Origin of the sequence: Zhongshania aliphaticivorans, assembly GCF_001586255.1 — a bacterium.
GTDB classification, from domain to species: Bacteria; Pseudomonadota; Gammaproteobacteria; order Pseudomonadales; family Spongiibacteraceae; genus Spongiibacter; species Spongiibacter aliphaticivorans.
The window spans coordinates 2,502,320-2,522,006 of sequence record NZ_CP014544.1 but is presented as its reverse complement, the minus strand read 5'-3'; the positions used below and the strand labels follow the sequence as shown (position 1 = coordinate 2,522,006).

The 19,687-nt window shown below is 51.9% G+C and carries 18 protein-coding genes; 8 read left to right on the top strand and 10 right to left on the bottom strand.

Annotated features, from left to right (window positions below; genetic code table 11):
• Nucleotides 1-7: 7 nt before the first annotated feature.
• The 5 genes from AZF00_RS11195 to AZF00_RS11175 form a co-directional block, all read right to left on the bottom strand.
• Entirely contained in the window at nt 8-217 is a 210-nt protein-coding gene (locus tag AZF00_RS11195) for a cold-shock protein (RefSeq protein ID WP_008249356.1), read from the bottom strand.
• Between the two features lie 287 nt (nt 218-504).
• Complete coding sequence (locus tag AZF00_RS11190; protein WP_008249357.1) at nt 505-3,372, bottom strand: valine--tRNA ligase; 2,868 nt, start codon at nt 3,370-3,372, stop codon at nt 505-507.
• A 156-nt stretch (nt 3,373-3,528) separates the two neighbouring features.
• A complete protein-coding gene (locus AZF00_RS11185; protein ID WP_008249359.1) occupies nt 3,529-3,906 on the bottom strand; it encodes a hypothetical protein in 378 nt (125 codons plus the stop codon).
• Nucleotides 3,907-3,917: 11 nt separating this feature from the next.
• Complete coding sequence (locus tag AZF00_RS11180) at nt 3,918-4,340, bottom strand: DNA polymerase III subunit chi (RefSeq protein ID WP_008249361.1); 423 nt, start codon at nt 4,338-4,340, stop codon at nt 3,918-3,920.
• 3 nt (nt 4,341-4,343) lie between these two features.
• Nucleotides 4,344-5,822 (bottom strand): leucyl aminopeptidase, encoded by a 1,479-nt coding sequence (locus AZF00_RS11175; RefSeq protein WP_008249362.1) that lies wholly within the window; start codon nt 5,820-5,822, stop codon nt 4,344-4,346.
• A gap of 213 nt (nt 5,823-6,035) precedes the next feature.
• On the opposite strand from AZF00_RS11175, the gene lptF reads away from it, so the two are divergent.
• Together lptF and lptG are read left to right on the top strand one after the other, a co-directional pair.
• Entirely contained in the window at nt 6,036-7,148 is a 1,113-nt protein-coding gene (gene lptF / locus AZF00_RS11170; RefSeq protein WP_008249363.1) for an LPS export ABC transporter permease LptF, read from the top strand.
• Nucleotides 7,141-8,202, top strand: a complete 1,062-nt coding sequence (gene lptG, locus AZF00_RS11165) for an LPS export ABC transporter permease LptG (RefSeq protein WP_008249364.1) — start codon at nt 7,141-7,143, stop codon at nt 8,200-8,202. Before lptF ends, lptG begins: the two co-directional genes overlap by 8 nt.
• Here lptG and AZF00_RS11160 read toward each other — a convergent pair.
• Both AZF00_RS11160 and AZF00_RS11155 read right to left on the bottom strand, forming a co-directional pair.
• Nucleotides 8,186-8,689 (bottom strand): RDD family protein, encoded by a 504-nt coding sequence (locus AZF00_RS11160; protein ID WP_008249365.1) that lies wholly within the window; start codon nt 8,687-8,689, stop codon nt 8,186-8,188. The genes lptG and AZF00_RS11160 overlap by 17 nt on opposite strands.
• 58 nt (nt 8,690-8,747) lie before the next feature.
• Nucleotides 8,748-9,236 carry a hypothetical protein gene (locus AZF00_RS11155; protein WP_008249366.1) on the bottom strand — a complete coding sequence of 163 codons (489 nt, stop codon included), beginning with the start codon at nt 9,234-9,236 and terminating at the stop codon, nt 8,748-8,750.
• Nucleotides 9,237-9,421: 185 nt separating this feature from the next.
• On the opposite strand from AZF00_RS11155, the gene AZF00_RS11150 reads away from it, so the two are divergent.
• Together AZF00_RS11150 and AZF00_RS11145 are read left to right on the top strand one after the other, a co-directional pair.
• Nucleotides 9,422-10,099 (top strand): response regulator transcription factor, encoded by a 678-nt coding sequence (locus AZF00_RS11150; protein ID WP_008249367.1) that lies wholly within the window; start codon nt 9,422-9,424, stop codon nt 10,097-10,099.
• Nucleotides 10,086-11,474: a sensor histidine kinase gene (locus AZF00_RS11145; protein ID WP_008249369.1), complete on the top strand. Its 1,389-nt coding sequence runs from the start codon at nt 10,086-10,088 to the stop codon at nt 11,472-11,474. Before AZF00_RS11150 ends, AZF00_RS11145 begins: the two co-directional genes overlap by 14 nt.
• Before the next feature lie 17 nt (nt 11,475-11,491).
• On the opposite strand, the gene AZF00_RS11140 is transcribed toward AZF00_RS11145, so the two are convergent.
• Nucleotides 11,492-12,115, bottom strand: coding sequence for a hypothetical protein (locus tag AZF00_RS11140; protein ID WP_008249372.1), 624 nt, complete (start codon nt 12,113-12,115; stop codon nt 11,492-11,494).
• A 121-nt stretch (nt 12,116-12,236) separates the two neighbouring features.
• On the opposite strand from AZF00_RS11140, the gene AZF00_RS11135 reads away from it, so the two are divergent.
• The 4 genes from AZF00_RS11135 to AZF00_RS11120 all read left to right on the top strand — a co-directional run bounded on the left by AZF00_RS11135 (nt 12,237) and on the right by AZF00_RS11120 (nt 17,425).
• On the top strand, nt 12,237-13,292 hold the full coding sequence (locus tag AZF00_RS11135) for an AraC family transcriptional regulator (RefSeq protein WP_008249374.1): 1,056 nt from the start codon (nt 12,237-12,239) through the stop codon (nt 13,290-13,292).
• Between the two features lie 167 nt (nt 13,293-13,459).
• Nucleotides 13,460-14,659 (top strand): acetyl-CoA C-acetyltransferase, encoded by a 1,200-nt coding sequence (locus AZF00_RS11130; RefSeq protein WP_008249376.1) that lies wholly within the window; start codon nt 13,460-13,462, stop codon nt 14,657-14,659.
• Between the two features lie 78 nt (nt 14,660-14,737).
• Complete coding sequence (locus AZF00_RS11125; RefSeq protein WP_008249379.1) at nt 14,738-16,900, top strand: 3-hydroxyacyl-CoA dehydrogenase NAD-binding domain-containing protein; 2,163 nt, start codon at nt 14,738-14,740, stop codon at nt 16,898-16,900.
• Nucleotides 16,901-16,999: 99 nt separating this feature from the next.
• Nucleotides 17,000-17,425 (top strand): gamma-glutamylcyclotransferase family protein, encoded by a 426-nt coding sequence (locus AZF00_RS11120; protein ID WP_040803459.1) that lies wholly within the window; start codon nt 17,000-17,002, stop codon nt 17,423-17,425.
• Nucleotides 17,426-17,431: 6 nt separating this feature from the next.
• Here the strand turns inward: AZF00_RS11120 and AZF00_RS11115 are convergent, their stop codons facing one another.
• Both AZF00_RS11115 and rlmC read right to left on the bottom strand, forming a co-directional pair.
• Complete coding sequence (locus tag AZF00_RS11115) at nt 17,432-18,385, bottom strand: 2Fe-2S iron-sulfur cluster-binding protein (protein ID WP_008249383.1); 954 nt, start codon at nt 18,383-18,385, stop codon at nt 17,432-17,434.
• A 42-nt stretch (nt 18,386-18,427) separates the two neighbouring features.
• On the bottom strand, nt 18,428-19,558 hold the full coding sequence (rlmC, locus tag AZF00_RS11110; RefSeq protein WP_008249386.1) for a 23S rRNA (uracil(747)-C(5))-methyltransferase RlmC: 1,131 nt from the start codon (nt 19,556-19,558) through the stop codon (nt 18,428-18,430).
• Between the last annotated feature and the right edge of the window lie 129 nt (nt 19,559-19,687).

Here is a 19,687-nt window from a genome sequence, read left to right as displayed (position 1 = left end):
CTATCGCTCAGATCTTGATGACATCTTCGGCCTGCAAGCCTTTGGGCCCACTGATTAAATTAAACTCCACGGCTTGACCTTCATCTAATGTGCGATAGCCTTCGCCGCGAATCGATCTAAAGTGCACAAAAACATCGCCCCCTTCATGGTGGCTAATAAAGCCAAAGCCCTTTGCGTTATTAAACCACTTAACCGTGCCTGAAACGCGTTCACTCATCGTTGTACCTCGCAGATATGTTCATTGCAGGGAATAAAATAATAAGAAATTCGGTGGCTAATGCCTTTGCGGCCCGTGGCGAGCTGAAATTGTGCTGAATGCTGAGGGAAAACAGGGGCGTTGCAGGTACTGCGGGGGAGTGGGTGCGCTGGAACGTGCAGCGCTTGGCAAATACGTGCAAGCATCACTATACGGCGGGGTATCGGGCCAGTGTTAAACCCTACTATAGCCACTTCAGCGTAATTGTCTACGGCTGCGGTGTTTATAGCAGGGTTAGCGAGCCCTTTTTAGAGCGCTTGGATGCTTTTTATTTGCTCCGACAGGGTTTGTTGCGCGGCTTGTTGGGCGGCGAGTTTTTCCTGTTCCTTGGCGACAACATCGGCAGGCGCTTTGTCTAAGAAGCCAGCGTTACCGAGTTTGCCTTGAATGCGCTGGATGTCTTTGTCGAGCTTTTGAATCTCTTTTTCAAGGCGGGCAATTTCAGCCACTTTATCGATTAAGCCGGACATCGGCACCAATACTTCCATGCTGCCAACTAATTGCGTTGCCGACATGGGCGCTTCGTCGCTGGCTGCTAGCCACTGAATGTCGTCTAGCTTGGCGAGCTTGCTCAGCGCTTGGCGATTGCCATTGAGACGGCGCAAATCTTCGTCGCTGCCGTTTTTAAGCAGCAAGCTGAGGGTTTTGCCCGGTGGTACGTTCATTTCGCCACGAATATTACGGATGGCTAAAATGACACTTTTTAGCCACTCGGCGTCAGCTATCGCGTCTTTGTCGACCTTGTCCAGTGCAGCGATAGGGTATGCCTGCAGCATAATAGTGTCGCCGCCAGTCTTCAGCGCAATGCCTGCAATGGGGGCAACTCGCTGCCAAATTTCCTCGGTAATAAAGGGCATAAAGGGGTGAGCCATACGCAGTGTGGCTTCTAAAACCCGAATCAAGGTGCGGCGGGTGCCGCGTTTAGCTTCTACGCTGGCGTTGTCGTCCCACAGTACCGGTTTAGACAGTTCAAGATACCAATCGCAATACTCGTTCCAAATGAATTCGTAAATCGCTTGGGAGGCGTGGTCAAGGCGGTAGGCGCTCATGGCGTCGGCAACGGTCTGCTCGGTTTGCTGTAGGCGGGATATGATCCAGCGATCTGCCAAGCTCAGTTCAACAGCTTCGCCATTAATGCCGCAGTCCTGCTCCTCGGTGTTCATCAACACGTAGCGGGCGGCATTCCAAATTTTATTGCAGAAGTTGCGGTAGCCTTCAAGGCGTTTCATATCCCAGTTTATGTCGCGGCCGGTTGATGCCAGCGAGAACAGGGTGAAACGCAGGGCGTCGGTGCCGTGGGCGCCGATACCTTCGGGGAAGGTGTTGCGGGTGGCCTTGGCAATTTTCTCGGCGAGTTGAGGTTGCATCATATTGCCGCAGCGCTTGTCGAGTAGCGCGTCGAGTTCAATGCCGTCGATCATATCTAGCGGGTCTAAGACGTTGCCCTTAGACTTGGACATTTTCTGGCCCTGCTCGTCGCGGATTAGGCCGGTAACGTAAACGGTTTTGAAGGGCACTTGGGCCTCGCCGTTTTCGTCTTTATTGAAGTGCATGGTCATCATGATCATGCGCGCCACCCAGAAGAAAATAATGTCGAAGCCGGTAACCAAGACATCGGTGGGGTGGAAGGTTTTCAGGCGTTCGGTCTGCTCAGGCCAGCCGAGGGTGCCGAAGGTCCACAGTGCGGAGCTGAACCAGGTGTCCAGCACGTCATCATCTTGCTTGAGTTCAAGGCTGTCGGCCAGCTGATATTTTGCTCTGGCCTCAGCTTCGTTGCGGGCAACATAAATATTGCCTTCGCTGTCGTACCACGCGGGAATGCGGTGGCCCCACCACAACTGCCGCGAGATACACCAGTCTTGAATGTCGCGCATCCAGCTGAAATACATATTCTCGTATTGCTTGGGCACAAATTCGATGCGGCCATCTTCAACCGCTTCAATTGCTGGCTTAGCGAGGGCGGCGGTAGCAACAAACCACTGGTCGGTGAGCATGGGTTCAATGACCAGCCCTGAGCGGTCGCCACGGGGTACTTTAAGGGCGTGGTCGTCGACTTTTTCAAGCAGACCTGCGCTGTCTAAATCGGCAACAATTATTTTGCGCGCCGCGTAGCGGTCTAAACCGGCGTAGCTGGCGGGCAGGGTTTTATCGAGCTCGGTATTCTCTGAGCTATCGCTATTGAATATTTCGGCCTCAGCGCGCACCGCGGCGTCTTGGTCGAGAATATTAATCATTGGCAGCTTGTGGCGCTGACCAACGGCGTAGTCGTTAAAATCGTGGGCGGGAGTGATTTTTACGCAGCCAGTGCCAAATTCACGATCTACATAGTCGTCGGCAATAATCGGAATTTGACGGCCAACTAAGGGCAGGGTGATAAATTTGCCGATCAGTGAGGCGTAGCGCTCATCTTTTGGATTCACCGCAACGGCGGTGTCGCCAAGCATGGTTTCCGGGCGAGTGGTGGCAACTACTAAATAATTTTTGCCATCGCTAGTGGTGGCGCCGTCGGCAAGCGGGTAGCGGAAGTGCCACATAAAGCCTTTTTCGTCGGTGTTTTCGACTTCAAGGTCAGAGATGGCCGTGTGCAGTTTGGGGTCCCAGTTAACGAGACGTTTGCCGCGATAAATCAGTTTGTCGTCGTAGAGGCGAACAAAGACTTCTTGTACGGCTTTGTAAAAGCCATCGTCCATGGTGAAGCGTTCGTGATTCCAGTCTACCGAAGCGCCAAGACGGCGCAGCTGGCGAGTGATGGTGCCGCCAGACTCTTCTTTCCACTCCCAAACCTTGTCTAAAAAGGCGTCGCGGCCAAGATCGTGGCGAGTTTGACCGGTTTCGGCGGCGAGTTTACGCTCAACCAGCATTTGGGTGGCGATACCGGCGTGGTCGGTACCCACTTGCCAAAGCGTGTTTTTACCCTGCATACGGTGGTAGCGGGTGAGGGCGTCCATGATGGAGTCTTGGAAGGCGTGGCCCATGTGCAGACTGCCGGTGACATTCGGCGGCGGAATCATGATGCTGTAGGCGTCGCCTTTACCCTGGGGCGAAAAATAGCCGCTTGCTTCCCAGTTTTGGTACCACTTGGTTTCGATGTCGGCGGGCTGAAATGTCTTGTCCATTGTGTCTCTATTGTCTGTTGTAGCGATAAATGATGCCGCGTCTGCCACGCTAAAACCGACATGGCCGAATAACTGAGTGCGGTGATTAAAAAGGGAGCAAGTATACTGAGTTTTAAGCCTTCTGGCCAAAGCTGTGGTCGGGATTGTCGACCGGAATTACCGATTAGGGTGGGCTTGGCGATACCAGCGCTCAAGAATCTCCTGATCGAGATTGAGTAGACGCTTGCGCAGTTCGGACTCGATTCCCGGCATCATTGAGTCGATCAGGTCTTGGATAAACAGTTCGCGCGCAAAGTCGTCGTCACTTTGCTGGTGAGTCACGTCCATGAGCTTGCTTGATGGGGATGTCGTGTATTCTATTCCGGCATCGCTAAAGCGGACTTCCTCTGATCGTGTGTCGCGCGGCTGAGGTGGTGCACTTTCGATGATGTCGTCTAACAGAGGAATAGTGGCGGGATCAATGCCTGCCGTATCGAGTAGCACTGCTTGCAATGCCTCTAATTCCCCGAGTAGGGGCGCTTTATCCTTTGCCATAGTGATCTTTGTTAGCCGTTAATAGTGTGAGAATTTAGCGGGTAGCCACGATTTTTGTAAAAGCTATAGCGCTGTCGCGATGCCTGCAAGCTTGCCTCGTCCTTGCTAACAATCTCAGCGAGGCGCTGAAAGCGGCTGAAAAATGTCGGTGTTTCCTGCGCGGTATTAATCAATACATCGCAGTGATCCCCCGCATAATCACCGCAGCCCACTAACACTGGATTATTGTCGCCGGGGTGGCAGCTGTGGGGAATAAAGCTCTCGTCGCGAAACCCCCATAATTGCTGGTTGAGGGTGTCGGCGGCGGCGCTGTCTTCGCAGTGTATATACACCTCGTGACCACTTCGATAGGCTTTTTCCGCTAAGCGGCAGGCATAGAGCATTGCCGCTGTAGCGGTTCCTTGGTTAAGAATGTAGAAGTCGACCTTGGTCATGGCTTAGCTGCCGACTTTGCTCATTAAATAGTGACACAGCAAGCTCACTGGGCGGCCTGTTGCGCCTTTATTTGCGCCGCCAAGCCACGCAGCACCGGCGATGTCGAGGTGAGCCCAGCGGTAAGCCTTGGTGAAGCGCGACAGAAAGCACGCGGCGGTGACACTACCCGCTTCGGGGCCGCCAATATTGGCCATGTCGGCAAAGTTACTGTCGAGCTGGTTTTGATAATCATCCCAGAGAGGCATGTGCCAAGCGCGATCTTGGGCGAGTCGCCCTTGTTCTAGTAGTTCTTGGGCGAAGCTGTCTTGGTTGCTGTACAAGCCTGCGGCGTGTTTGCCCAAGGCGACGACACAGGCGCCGGTCAAGGTAGCGATATCAATAACCGAGGCGGGCTTGAAACGCTCAACATAGGTTAATGCGTCGCACAGGACTAAGCGACCTTCGGCGTCAGTATTGAGTATTTCAATGGTTTGCCCCGACATACTGGTGACGACGTCACCGGGTTTGGTCGCGCCGCCACTGGGCATATTTTCGGCCGCGGCAACAACGCCGATCACGTTGAGCTTTAAGTCCATACTGGCGATGGCTGCCATGGTGCCGACGACACTTGCGGCGCCGCACATATCGTATTTCATTTCATCCATTTTGGCGCCGGGCTTCAAGCTGATGCCGCCGGTATCAAAGGTCACGCCTTTGCCGACTAGGACATGAGGTTGCGCACTTTTTTTGCCGCCCTTGTACTCAATGATAATCAAGCGGGCGGCTTGGTCGCTACCAGCGCTGACCGACAGGAGGGCGCCCATGCCGAGTTGCTTCATTTTCTTTTCGTCGAGTACGCTTACGGTAACCGACTCAAATTTATTGCCGAGACTGCGGGCTTCGCTGGCAATGTATTCTGGAGTACAGATATTGCCGGGCAGGTCGCCGAGTTCGCAGGCCGTATTAATGCCCTTGCCAATGCTAGTGCCAACTTGAATGGCTTGGCGGTTGGGCGCGGTGTTTGCGCCCTGCAGCGTCACGCGGCGAATTGATAGCGCCGGTTTTGGCTTGCTGACGGTTGCGGTGTAGCGGTAGCTTGAGCTGACTAATAACTGGGCTATGCGCTGATACTGCCAGCCAGGTTTACGATCGGTAACGCTGATATTGTCGAGTAAGTAGCAGCTATCTTTACAATCCGCTGCCGCCGGGGCGCTAAACGTCGCTTGAATGATCTTGTCGAAATCACTGTCACTGAGTTCGCTATCGCCTTTGCCGACAACTAATAAGCGCCGTGCTTTAAGGCCGGTGATATTTGGCAAATACAGGGTTTCTGCAAGCTTTGCCTTGAAGTCGCCGCGTTTTAGCATGTGACTGATCACGCCGCCGCTGGCTGCGTCCACCGCCTGCGCCAGCTCTGAGTTAAGTGCTGCATCGGTGACAAGGATCAGGCAATCGGTGTTGACGGTGGTAAGATCTTTACAAGGCTTAAGGCTAATTTGCATGGATACTCTCGCAGACTGTGGGCAGATTGTTGAAAATGCATGCCATTATTATGGGCCGGTTATGGGTATTGGCAACCGTACAGTGTAAAGGCAGTGTTCTGGGCTTAGTGTAAAGGGTATCATCTGCGCGTGAAATACTTAGCGACAAAGACAGGGCAGGCTTTGTGCGATTGGCGGTAAACTGACGGTGAACGGTGGTGGAGAGATGGCTGTTTGATATTATTTAGATACCTTGCCAGCGAAATGCTGAAGACGGTGTTTGCCGTGACGCTGACCTTGCTGGTTATTATTATGAGCGGACGTTTTGTGAAGTACCTCGGTCAAGTGGCCTCAGGTGACTTCGCTCCCGATGTGCTTTTATTAGTCATGCTCTACCGTTTACCGAATTTTTTAGAAGTGGTACTCCCCTTAGGTCTGTTTATCGGTATTTTACTCTCTTACGGTCGTTTATACGTCGACAGCGAAATGACCGTAATGAGCGCTTGCGGCATGAGCCGTCGCCGCCTTTTGATTTACACCATGATTCCCGCTGCATTTACCGCCGGTATCGTTGCTTATATTAGTTTGATTTTGACACCCTCTGGTATTCAGGCCTATGTCGATTTACTGGCAGATAGCCAGTCTGAAATTGGCGTTAAGGCGGCGGTAGAAGGGCGCTTTCGACTCGACAAGGCAACGGGTAGGGTGACCTACATCGAAAAGGCGAATCGCGACAATCAGACCATGTCCGGTGTGTTTATTGCGCAGCCAGAACCGGTGCAGGCAGGCGGCAGGCCGCTGGTGTCGCTGGTCACGGCAGCGCAGGGCCGCTTCCAAGTCGACGACTCTACTGCCCAACGCTATTTGGTGTTAGATAGCGGCGTTCGCTATGTTGGCCAGTCTGGCGATATGGACTATCAGGTGACCAGCTTTAGTCGTCTCGATCAGCTAATACGTGACCCGGAAGAAAAGACCTATCGCCAAGAGTTAGACGGCAAGGACACCTCAGTACTCTGGGGTTCTTCGGCCTTAGAAGATATTGCGGCAATTCAATGGCGGGTTTCACTGGGCTTGCTGGTGCCTATTGCCGCGTTGATCGCGGTGTCCTTAAGTAAAACCGATCATCGCCGCGGTCGTTTTGGCAAAATGTTTCCTGCTTTTATGATTTATATGGTGTATTTGGTTTGTCTCAACGCGGTGCGGGACGCCATTGCTAAGGGCCAGTGGCCGGTTTTTCCCGGCATGTGGGCAGTGCACAGCGTATTTTTGGTCTTGGGTTTGTTACTACTTTACCGGGATAGTATGCACCGTCACTGGGTGCTGAGCTGGAGGCGTCGGCGTGCGTAAACTCAACCGTTATATTGGGCGCACGGTAGCTGGGGCTATTATACTGGTATTGCTGGTGATCGTCGGTCTTGATCTTTTGTCTGAGCTGGTCGACGGGCTAAAGGAGATTCGCGGAGATTACACCTTTATCTCGGTATTGAAATACGTAGCCATGATCTCGCCGGGCAGCTTTTATGATTACCTGCCGTTTGCCGCACTCGTTGGTTGCCTGTCTGGTTTGGGTGCCTTGGCCAGCAGCAGCGAGTTGATCGTTATGCGATCAGCTGGGGTGTCTACCTGGCAGTTGGTATCGGCGGTGCTTAAACCGACTATTTTGCTGACATTATTGGGCTTGTGTGTGGCGGAGTTCGTGGCGCCAGCGTCTCAGCAAATCGCTGAAAGTCAGCGCGCGGTAGCGCTGCAAAAAACAGCGAGCATGCATTCTCGGCACGGCATGTGGCATCGTGAGGGGCAGCAATTTATGCACTTTAACGCGGTGCAGCCCAATGGCGTGTTGTTTGGTGTGAGTATTTTTAGTTTTGACGACGACCGCCGTCTTGAGCAAAACACCTTTGCTGAACGAGCCTATTTCATTGATGGTCACTGGACACTAGAAGACGCCAAGGTCGTTAAGTTCAGTGATAAGGGCGCGCAGCAACAGCATTTCAGTCAATTGGAATGGGACTCCGGCTTGTCGCCGGAATTGCTGAATATTTTGGTTCTAGATCCTCAAGATTTATCAATTAGTGGCTTGTGGCGCTATGCGAGCTACTTGAAAAAGCAGGGTTTGAATGCCGGTGACTATGAGTTGGCGTTTTGGAATAAGTTACTTCAGCCGCTAACAATCATGGGCATGGTATTGGTCGCTATATCCTTTATTTTTGGTCCCCTGCGTAATGTTACGATGGGCTTTCGGGTCTTTGTTGGGGTAATGGTCGGCATTGTATTTCGCACCGCGCAAGATATTCTGGGGCCGTCCAGTATGGTGTACGGCTTCGACCCCATTTACGCCAGTTTGCTGCCAATTGCTGTGTGCTTTTTGGCGGGTACGTATATGCTTACTCGGCGGGCTTAGCCACCGGTTTATTTTTCCCTGCTTTGGGGAGTGAGCGTAGACGGGTTTTAGATGCGCGGTCGTGCCAGGCTAAGCTGTCGCGATCTAGCCAAATCCACCAGTATCCGAGTCCCGCTAGGCCCAGTGCGGGTACGGCAACACAAAGTCGAATTAGGCATTGCCCCCAGCTGGGTCGGCCGCCATCAATGCTTTCTAATTTAATTCGCCAAGCTTGCATGCCGAGTGTTTGGCCATTCTTTCGCCAAAACCAGCCATAGAACACAATAATAAAGCTCAAGAGATAAGCGCGATATAGGCCGCCTCCAAGAGGGGAGTTAAGTTCGTGCACCACGCTATCGTTGGCGGCGTCATTTGCCATTATGTCGGGGCTAAATAACAAAGCTGGGATTAAGGTCGCGACAAATAGCACCGCAAACAGTAGAAAGCAGTCATACACAATGGCGGCGAGGCGGCGAAATACGCCTGGAGGGGGAAGTTCGGCAGTCATTCTGGGCAGTCCAAGTGAGAAACCGCCGTATTGTAGCAGAGCAAGCTTGGCTTGCCTGCTAAAAGGCCATGGCAACGCCGAGGGTTACGGAGTCACTGCGCAGGTGCACAATATAATCAGTTTTGTACTGGCTGAAGCTAGGTGCGGCAATACTGCCTTCTTCGTTTGGTAGGAATCGTTTGGCGCCTCTGCTGCGCTCATGAAATGATTTGTATAAACGCTTAAAGCCCATTTTAACGAGGGTATGAATGGCATCGCTGCCCTGCTTGGCATTGTCTTGGTCCATCCAGACTTGATTAAATCGCGCTTGATTGGCATTAAATGCCTGGAAATTGCCGGTATCTTTGTCGCGTTCAACGCAAAAGCGGAGGGTAGGTTGGTATCCGAGTTTCTGATCGTGGGGAAGTGTTATATCATTTGGCGTCGGCACGCCCCAGTGCTGAGATAGGCAGTTGCCAGAACTAACGGCAAGTGTAATCAGGGCAAGCTGCTTGCATAGGGTGAAGCGGTATTTAATCGTCTGGCAGCCATTTTTTATATTATTCATTGCTGTTAGTCTCCATTGCCAGTTTTGTAACTGTTGGAATAAAGCTTACTCGCCCGCATACTGTGGGTGAATAAGTAGATCTACCTTGCTAGCTGGGGTCTTGTCGCAATAGTCTTAGGTGCTAGCCTAGGGGCGAGGCTTAATGGGTACAGATAAATAATAAAATCGGAAGGGAAGTAAGCTAGATGCGGGTTTTATTGATAGAAGATGACGCCAGTGTGGCTGAGTACATAGTGAAGGGCCTGCGCGAGAGCGGCTATCAGGTTGAGCATGCTGCGGATGGTAAAACCGGCCTAGTTCAGGCGACCACCGAGCAGTATGACGCGCTGATTGTCGACCGAATGCTGCCCTATGTTGATGGCCTAACGATTATTCAAACCTTGCGCGCTGCCAATGACAGCACCCCAGCGTTAATCTTAAGCGCCCTCGGTGAGGTTGACGACCGAGTTAAAGGCCTAAAAGCAGGCGGAGACGACTATTTGGTCAAGCCTTTTGCCTTCGCTGAATTATTGGCGCGCATTGAAGTTATGCTGCGCAGGCAGGAAGCTGGGTCGGCGGTAACGCGGCTTAAAGTTGCCGACTTAGAGATGGATTTGTTGGCGCATAAGGTCTCCCGGGCTGGGCAAGCCTTTAATTTGCAGCCTCGGGAATACAAATTACTCGAGTATTTAATGCGTCATGCTGGTCAAGTTGTGACGCGCACTATGCTGCTAGAAAATGTGTGGGACTACCATTTTGACCCCCAAACCAATGTCATTGATGTTCATATCAGCCGCCTGCGTCAGAAAATTGATAAGGGTTTTGACAAGCCTCTGTTGAATACCGTGCGCGGTGCTGGATATATGTTGGATGATTCTCAGTAAAATATTTACCAGCTTTACCTTCCGGTTTTTGGTCAGCTATGTTGCGTGGCTGAGCCTGGCCGTTTTTATGGTTTTGGCGCTTATCTACGCCTTTATTGCCTACGACTTTTTTGCCGAAGTACATCACTCGGTTACCGAGGAACTCGGCTCTTTAAGCCAGGCTTATCAAGAAGGTGGTGAACAGGCGGTTGAAAACTTTGTAAAAATACACAGTGGCCCCGACCGCTTGATTCGGTTTTTTTATTTTGTTGGCGATGAGCATCTCAATAAAATTGCGGGCAACCTCGATCAGTGGCCCGAGAGTGAGGAATACAGGGACGGTTGGCTAGGCTTCAACTTTGAATCCATGCTCGATGATGCCGACTCCGTCGGCACCGAATTTATTGCCAGGTCAAAGCAATTGCCCGGTGGTGAGCATGTGTTGGTGGCAAGGCACTATGCCGATGTGCTGAACAGCACCAAGCTGGTTGCCGGTGCCTTGACCCGCAGCATGGTCGCCACGATTTTGCTCGGTACCATTGGTGGCACCATTGTCGCCGCACTGAGTTTACAGCGGATTGACCGCATCAATATTACCCTGCGTCGTATTATGACCGGTGACCTCACCGAGCGGATTGATATTCATAGCAGTACTGGTGATTTTCTGCGTTTATCGGAAAACGTCAATCAAATGCTGGATCGAATCGAGGCCCTAATGACCGGGGTCCGACAGGTTTCCGACAATATTGCCCACGATTTACGCACGCCGCTCACCCGCTTGCGAAATAAATTAAGTAGTTTACATGAGAACTGCGCAGACCCAGGTAATCGCGAGGAAGTTGAAGCCCTGATTGAGGAAGCGGATGGCTTGCTGGGAACTTTCAGTGCCTTATTGCGAATTGCGCAAGTGGAATCGGGTAATCGGCGCTCAGGCTTTGCCAGTGTTGATTTGTGCACGCTGGTCTCGGATGTTATCGAATTATATGAGCCCTTGTCAGCAGAGAAAAATCAGGTGTTTCACACTGGTTTAGCAAAGGTTGGCAGCTTTCACGGTGATCGCAATTTGTTGTTTCAAGCGGTGGCAAACTTGGTGGATAACGCCATTAAATACACCCCTGAAGGCGGCAAGGTGCAGGTGAGCTTAGCGGTCGAAAAAAATGTTTTGCGTATCGAAGTTGCCGACAGCGGTATTGGTATTCCTGAGGAAGATCGTGAAAAAGTATTCCAGCGCTTTTTCCGCGTTGAGCACAGTCGCAGTCGGCACCCCGGCAATGGCCTGGGCCTGAGTTTAGTGCAAGCGGTGGTGAAATTGCACGACGGTTATATAGATCTCAAAGATAATAAACCGGGGCTGCGGATTATCCTGCGTTTTCCCCGGCCAGAGCAGCTTAGTTAATAAAATTTATAAGCAAGTTACTTGAGTTTTAAGTGGCTGGTATCGGGTACTTGATGTGCTACGTCGGGCTTGTCGGGCAATATTTGCGTACCGGCTTCACTGAGGCTAAGGTCGGCAGTTAGCGCGTCGAGGTCAATTTCAAGCTCGGGTGGCTTGGGGGGCAGAAGATCGTCGCCGGTCGCGCCGAGGCTGAGGTGCTCCGTGTCTGGCTGCGGGAGTGGGGGTGTCTCGTGCTGATCGCTGAGGATTTCGCCGCTTTGCGCGAGGCTTAGGTGACTGGTGTCGGGGGCTGAGGCAGTGCTCGCAGGGCGTTCGTTATCGCGTAAAACCGGGGTGCCCTCGGGGCTTAAACTCAAGCTAGAGTCGGGCGTAGCTGCCGGTATTGGGGGCTTTGCTTGGCCTTCTGTATTACAGGGCTTGGCGACAGCGATAAGCCCAATTTTGGCAAAAACCTGTTGGTAGCGTTTAATTTCGTTGGCGTCGAGGTCTTTTCGAATGCGATTGGGTTTGCCCGCGAGTAATTTTTCGACCTGATCGATGGGGCGTTTAAACAGGTTTGCCAGCTGCTGTAATGCGATATCACGGGGGTGGCCCGGTGCGAGTTCACCGGTGAGAATGAGATCAAAACGCTGTGCAGTCATAGGGTGGATTACCTAGGCAATTTCCGAGAGTGGCGCGATTTTATTCAACTTAGCAGAGATTATACTGGGGTGTTACAGCGAATGGGGCTTTTTTTGGCAATCAGGGTAAGGGCATTTAATAATGGATCTTGAGGCAGTGCCAACGCGCTTTGCTTGTTCGTTACTCAATTTAGCGGCGGAGCGCGGTTATGAACACCACAGCATTCTTAATATTGCCGGTATTGCCTTTAATCCCTTAAACAAGCGTTCGCCAGGGTATCAAACGACGATTTCCGCGATGCAATACAGCAAGCTCTATCAGCAAGTTGTGAGTTTGGTGCAAGACGAAGCCTTTGGCTTAATGCTGGGTAAAAATCTGACCCCCGGCGCCTTCCGAATGATGTGTTACTGCCTGATCAGCTGCGAAAACCTGGGCAACGCCATTAAGCGCGCCTGCGAATTTTTCCGTACTTTTTACGATGCCGATGCGCAAATCTACCTTGATACCCGTAAAGACAGCGCAATCGTGGGCTACGGCAGTGTTAAAAAAGGCTTTGCAGGTTTGCAGGTGGATGTCGCCGATATTTACGGTCTATCGATCTGGCACCGCTTTTTCTGTTGGTTAGTGGGCAGCAATATCGAGTTGAAAGAAGTGCGTTTTGCCGGTCAGGCGCCGGTGGGTAAAGCCAGAGTAGCGAAATATCAGCAATTATTTGGCTGTCCGGTTTACTACGGTCAGTTACGGGATGAGTTTGTTTTTGATACGCGTTATTTGAGCTATCCCTTGGTACATAATGAACGCACGCTGAAAGACTTTTTGCGGGCAGCACCGTATCCATTGATGGTAATGAGTGGCAGCCGTGACGATGGCAGTTTAGTGGCGCGAGTGCGGGCCATGATCGGCCATGATTTTTCCCAGGGCTTTCCGAGTTTTGAGCGTATTACGGCGGCACTTAATATGTCTGCGCCGACGCTGCGCCGACGTTTGAAGAAGGAGGGCACCACCTTCCAGCAACTAAAGGATGAATGTCGCCGCGATGCTGCGATGGCTTATCTCGGTAACTCTGAGCTTTCCATTAACGCCGTAGCGGCACTAATGGGCTTTACCGATCCCTCTGCATTTCATCGCTGTTTTAAAAAGTGGACAGCGATGACCCCAGGTGAATACCGCGTAAATGAGCGTGAAAGCCACAGTTAGTTTATAGTATATAACCTATAACATGCTGATATTTAAATATTTTTATAATATCTGTCAGTACTTTGACCGAAAATGTCATTGTCTCTAGCTGAGTGCCCAGTACATTGTGGCCACCGTGTGCACAGCAGTGCCACCGTGAATTCACTCTCAGTTCGGTAGGACAAACCATGGCAGAAGCATTTATTTATGATGCGATTCGTACCCCTCGCGGCAAAGGTAAGCGCGGCGGCGCGCTTTATGAAGTAAAACCCATTGATCTGGTGACCAACCTGCTCGAAGCCCTCAAGTCTCGCCATGACCTCGATACCAGCAAGGTCGAAGATTTGATCTTGGCCTGTGGTGAACCCGTAAAAGAACAGGGCCAAAATATCGCCAAAGCGGCGTTGGTTTATTCCACTTGGGACGACAGCACCACCGGCGCACAGTTACATCGCTACTGTGCGGGCGGTTTAGATGCAGTGAACCTCGCGGCGGCGAAGGTTGCCGCTGGCTACGAAGATTTAGTAGCGGCGGGCGGCGTCGAGTCTATGTCTCGTCTCGGCATTGGCGCCAGCGGTGGCGCTACTGGCGACCCGTGGGTGGCCATGAAAAGCTATTTCATCTCCCAGGGTTTGGGCGCAGATATGATCGCCACCATGGATGGCTTTAGCCGAGAAGATGTTGACCGCTACGCGGTGATGTCCCAGCAGCGCGCTGCCCATGCTCGCGAGCAGGGTTATTTTAAATCGATTATCCCAGTAAAAGATTTTAACGGCGTAACGATTCTCGACCACGATGAGTTCATTCGGGCCGATACCTCAATGGCGGCATTGGCCAAACTCAAGCCCGCGTTCCAGATGTTTAATGACTATGGTCACGGCGGTGTCGCAAGGCTTAAATACCCGCAGTTGGAAAACATCGAGTGCGTGCATACGCCTGGAAATTCGTCGGGGATTGTCGACGGTGCGGGCTTGGTTCTCGTGGGCAGTGAACGCGCAGGCAAGGAGCAAAACCTCCAGCCCCGCGCCCGTATTCTCAGTTGTGCGCTGGTCGGCACTGAGCCCACGTTAATGTTAAACGGCCCTGCGCCGGCAACCCAGAAGGCGCTGCAAAAAGCCGGACTCACCGTTGATGATATTGATCTGTTTGAATTAAATGAGGCCTTTGCCTCGGTGGTGCTCCGCTATCAGCGTGTACTGGGTATTCCCGACGAGAAAATCAATGTGAATGGCGGTGCTATTGCGATGGGGCACCCTATTGGCGCCACGGGGGCGATGATTCTTGGCACGCTGCTCGATGAGCTTGAGCGCCGCAATCTTAAGCGTGGCGTGGTTACCCTCTGCGCCGGTGGCGGGATTGGTATCGCAACTATCATTGAGCGCGTGTAAAGCGCGCTGACCATTGTATTTGCAAGGCTGCGAGCACGATAGCGCTGGCAGTTCTTCACGGGAAAAGAGATTAAGTTAATGGGATATATTCGTTTAGAAAAAGACAGCGACGGCATTGTTGAACTAATTTTCGATCAGCCCGGTAAATCGGTTAACACTATGGGCCGGGATTACGATGAAGCGATGCGCGCGGCGGTGACTGAATTGCAGGCCATGGTTGAGGCGGGTGGCGTAAAGGGTATTTATGTGCGCAGTGGCAAGCCCGGCCAGTTTTTTGCTGGTGGCGATATTAAAGAAATGCTGGAGATGGATTTAAAGCCCAGCGAAGCGAAGAAAACCGAAATGTACGAAGGCGTAATGGCGACAAAGGCGCCGTTGCGTACCTTGGAAACCCTTGGTGTTCCTGTCGCCGTTGGCCTGAATGGGCCAGCCTTGGGCGGTGGTTTTGAGATTGCGCTAGCCTGCCACCATCGCGTGGCGATTAATGGTGTGCAAGTTGGCTTGCCCGAAGCCATGATCGGCTTAATGCCGGGTGCGGGCGGTGTGGTGCGCATGACCTACTTACTGGGTATGCAAGAAGCGATTGGTTTAATCAGCCAGGGTAAACGTCTTAAAGCGGCTCAAGCCCTTGAAAAAGGCTTGCTTCACGAATTGGCGAGCGACGAAGCCGATATGCACGCTAAGGCTAAAGCTTGGATTAAGGCGAACCCAGATGCGAAGCAGGTCTGGGACCAAGATGCATATCAGATTCCTGGCGGCGGCCCAGATGAACCGGCGAATCAGGGTTTAACCTTTTTTGGCCCCGCCAATGTCATGGTGCAGACTAAGAATTTAATGCCCGCGCAGAACGCGATTTTTGCCTGTGTGGTGGATGCCGCGAGAGTTGATTTTGATACCGCGCAAAAAGTTGAAGGCCGCTACTTTTTAAGTCTGCTGCTGGACCAAACAGCGCGGAATATGATGACGGCGTTTTTTGTGCAGATGGAGGCCTTGAACAAGGGCGCCAGTCGGCCGCCCGTTGCCGAGCGCTTTAAGTGTAAAAAGCTCGGCATTATTGGTGCAGGCCAAATGGGTGCGGGTATCGCGACTATCGCCGCGCAAAAAGGAATTAGTGTTGTACTGAAAGACATCAGCCAAGAAAATGCAGATCGCGGCAAAAGCTACGCCGACGCCTTTTTCACCAAAGGCATTGCGAAGGGTAAGGTCACTGAAAATAAAAAAGCCGAGTGCATGGCGTTAATTAAGGCCAGTGCCGATTACGCCGACCTCGGTGACTGCGACTTTGTTATTGAGGCAGTGTTTGAAGACCGCAAAGTAAAAGCAGCAGTGACGAAAGACACCGAAGCGGTGATTGAATCCAGCAGTGTGTTTGCGACTAACACCTCGGCTTTACCGATTAGTGAACTCGCGGAGGCCAGTGTGCGGCCAGCGAACTTTATCGGTATGCATTTCTTTTCGCCGGCAGAGAAAATGCCGCTGGTAGAAATTATTCGCGGCAAGCTCACCTCAGATGAAGCACTCGCCAAGGCCTTTGATTTGGCGCAGCAGCTAGGTAAAACACCGATTGTGGTAAACGACGCGGCAGGCTTCTTCACTACCCGTGTTATCGGTACGACCATCTCTCAGGGCGGTATTATGCTGGAGGAGGGGGTTAACCCGGTATTAATTGAGTCTGCGGCTCGTGACAATGGCTCACCGATTGGGCCACTAGGTGCAATAGACGAAATTAGCCAGGAAACGGCATATAAGAACGGTAAACAAGCAAAAGCCGATGTTGAGGCCCAAGGTAAGGTTTGGGAAGACAATGCTGTTTCACGTGTGTTAGATCGAATGGTTAATGAGTTCGGTCGGCGCGGCAAGGTGCATGGCGGTGGTTATTACGCCTACCCTGAGGGCGGTCAAAAACACTTATGGCCTGGCTTAAAAGACGCGTTTGCGCCAAATGGCTATAAAGATATCCCCTACGAGGATATCAAGGACCGCCTTACTTTTTGCCAGTCGCTAGAAGCGGTGCGGGCAATGGAAGAGGGCGTTATTGAGAATGTCGGTGACGGCAATATTGGCTCAATAATGGGGATTGGCTTCCCCGCGCAAACCGGTGGCGTCTACCAGGCGATTAATGCCTACGGACTGCGCGAATTTGTAGCACGGGCGCAAGAGTTGGAGGCGAAATACGGTAGTGATTTTGCTGTTCCCAAATTGTTATTAGACCGTGCCAAGGACAACGCGCTTTTCCTGTAAGTACGCTGAGATGCCCCATTAATCCGAATTGTTATTGGTTTTGATGGGGCTTTTGCTTAAGATTTGCTTGGCATTTTGCTAAATCAAATCGAGGCGGTCATGGTCAATGTTTTCACCTATGGAAGTTTAATGTGCGCCGATATTATGGCGACAGTAAGTGGTGTAAACCCATTGTCAGAGTCGGCGCTACTGGGAAATTACCGCCGCTACGCCGTGCTGGGTGAAGACTATCCAGCGTTGATTGCTGAGGCCGGGGCACAAACTCAGGGCCTGCTTTATCGCAATATCTCCGATGAGGCCCTGCGTCGTTTAGATGTATTCGAAGGGGATTACTATCAGCGTTGTGAACTAGATGTAGCGCTGTTGGATGGCCGCCAAGTTAGGGCGCAAACCTATGTCTTTCGAGCAGACTACCGACATCTAGTAGCCGATTGGCCCTGGAGTTTTGAGCATTTCCTAAATGTAGGAAAATCAAATTTTGAGAGCGCCTATCTCGGCTTCCAGCACTTACCGAGTCAAGAATGAAAGCGTTTAGCTTGCCGCGCTAAAATTGATAAATTCCTCGCAAATGATATCCCGTCTCGTCGCACCCTGCATAAAGCATTGCCGTTTGGCTTGGCTTACAAAGTCATTGCCGCCGCAAATATAAACTCGGCGGCCGCGCAGTTCTGTAAAATTTTCCTGTAATTGTTGCTGCCAAGTCTCATGTGGTGGGCCATCGGCACTGGCGAGTGAATAACTGAACTGAGGATGGTCTGCCTGCAGCTGTTGTAAGGCATCGAGCATGTAGTAATCGCTGGCTTGCTTTACGGTAAACAGCAGGTGAATAGTGCTTTGATGGTCGTGATTTAATGCATCCTTAGCAACGCCGAACAAGGGGGCAAGCCCGGTGCCTGCGGCAATTAATAATATGCTTTGCTGGCTTTGCTTGTTGTCGTATACACATTCGCCGTAAGGGCCTTGAATCAAAAGCTCGTCGCCGATCTCGGTATTCAATAACTGCGGGCTCACTGCGCCTTTTGGATATATTCGAATATGGAGTTCAATGAAATCCTCAAGGCTGGCAACACTGGCAATAGAATAGCAGCGGGCGGTGGTGTCATTTAGCCAGAGGGTAATATATTGCCCAGCCCGCCAACGCAAACGGCAGTGCAGGCGAAGACGCAGTATTTTTGGATTTAGCTGCATTTTTTCGGCAATGGTGGCTAAGTGTTTTTCGCCGCTTAAATTAGGCAGTCGAAGCGTCATGTCCTGTTCGGGCTCGCAGCGGCAGCTTAAGAAATACCCTTGCTGGATACGCTCATTACTGAGGCCGTGCTGGCAGTCGTCGGGAATTTGGTCGGGTTTCGCAATTAAAATACAGGCCTGGCAGGCGCCAGCACGACAGCCGTGGGGGATGCTTATCTTGTTCCTAAGCAGGGTATCCAAGACATTTTCGTCGTCCTGAACGACATATTCTTGCCCGTTAAAGGTGAGGGTGCTCATATTCAATAAATGAATCCAAATTGCGTTTTAATTCAGGGCTGTTCAAATGCGGTGCAGGAGCAGCAATACCTCATAGTGGGCGGTATGGGGGAACATATCAAATAGTTGCACGCGGTCAATACGATAGCCTTCAAGCGCGCTTAGGTCTGCGGCCAGAGTGGCGGCATTACAGCTGGAATAGAGCAGATAATCTGGTGCAAGTTGCTTGATCTGCGTGCAGAGCTCAGAGCCTAGGCCCCGGCGAGGAGGGTTGGCAATGATGAGCTGGGGCGCCCCTCCCTCGCTGCTACTGGCGAATGCGGTGGAGTCTAAGGCTTGAAAGCGAACTTGGGCACCGAGACCCATTTCGTCGGCACTGCGCTGGGCGCAGGCGATGGCCTCGGCTTCTATCTCGATACCGACCAGTTGGCGATCGGGTGTTAAACAGTGCAGGCCAAATCCGCCGGAGCCGCAAAACAGGTCCCAGTAGCGACTTATTTCTAGGTCGGCCGTCCATAGCGCGGCAGTGGCGTATAACTTAGCTGCCATATCGAGATTGGTTTGGAAAAAGCCCTTGGGTCGCTGGTAAAGATTTAGGCCGTTAAGCTGGTGGCGCAGCCAGTTGTCGCCACTCAAAATATGTTCGTCGGGCCCTTCGATGATGGCCATGGCCACTGGCTGGATATTTGCTGACACTGAGCTGATTTGGGAATGCTGTGCAAGGAAGTTTGGGAGTGCCTGCGAAATTTTCGCGATTTTGGCAGTGCTGCGCAAGACTAGGCGCAGCATGTATTGGCCGTCATTATTACGATTAAGCAGTAAATACTTAAGCTCTCCCTGGCGGCTTTTAATATGGTAGGGGGCAATTGCGAGGTCGCCAAGCCAGCGCTCTAAATTTACCAGTAGTGTCTGCATATCGTCTGGGTATAAAGGGCATTCACAGAGGCTAATAAGCTGATTGCGGTGGTTGATAATGCCGAGTTTTGGTGCGGCGGCACTACCGAGTACCACCATTTTAGCCTTGTCACGAAAGCCTGATAATTCCGCGCTTACCGACGCTAATAAGGGCGGCGGTGCAAAGGGCGCCAACAGCGCATTTAGCTGACGCTCCTTGTGTTGCAGCTGCTGATGGTAGGGCTGAACTAACCAGCTACAGGAGCGACATTGATTTGATTCAAAAAATGGGCAGTGCATCGCTGAGCTCAAAAATTCATGGCGGTGGGTTTGTAGGCTGCCAAGCTTGCCACCACACGCTATTTAGGGCAATTTAAATTGTGTTACGAGTATCTCGCTAACAACGCGCGGCGGTGGCCTGCGGGACTA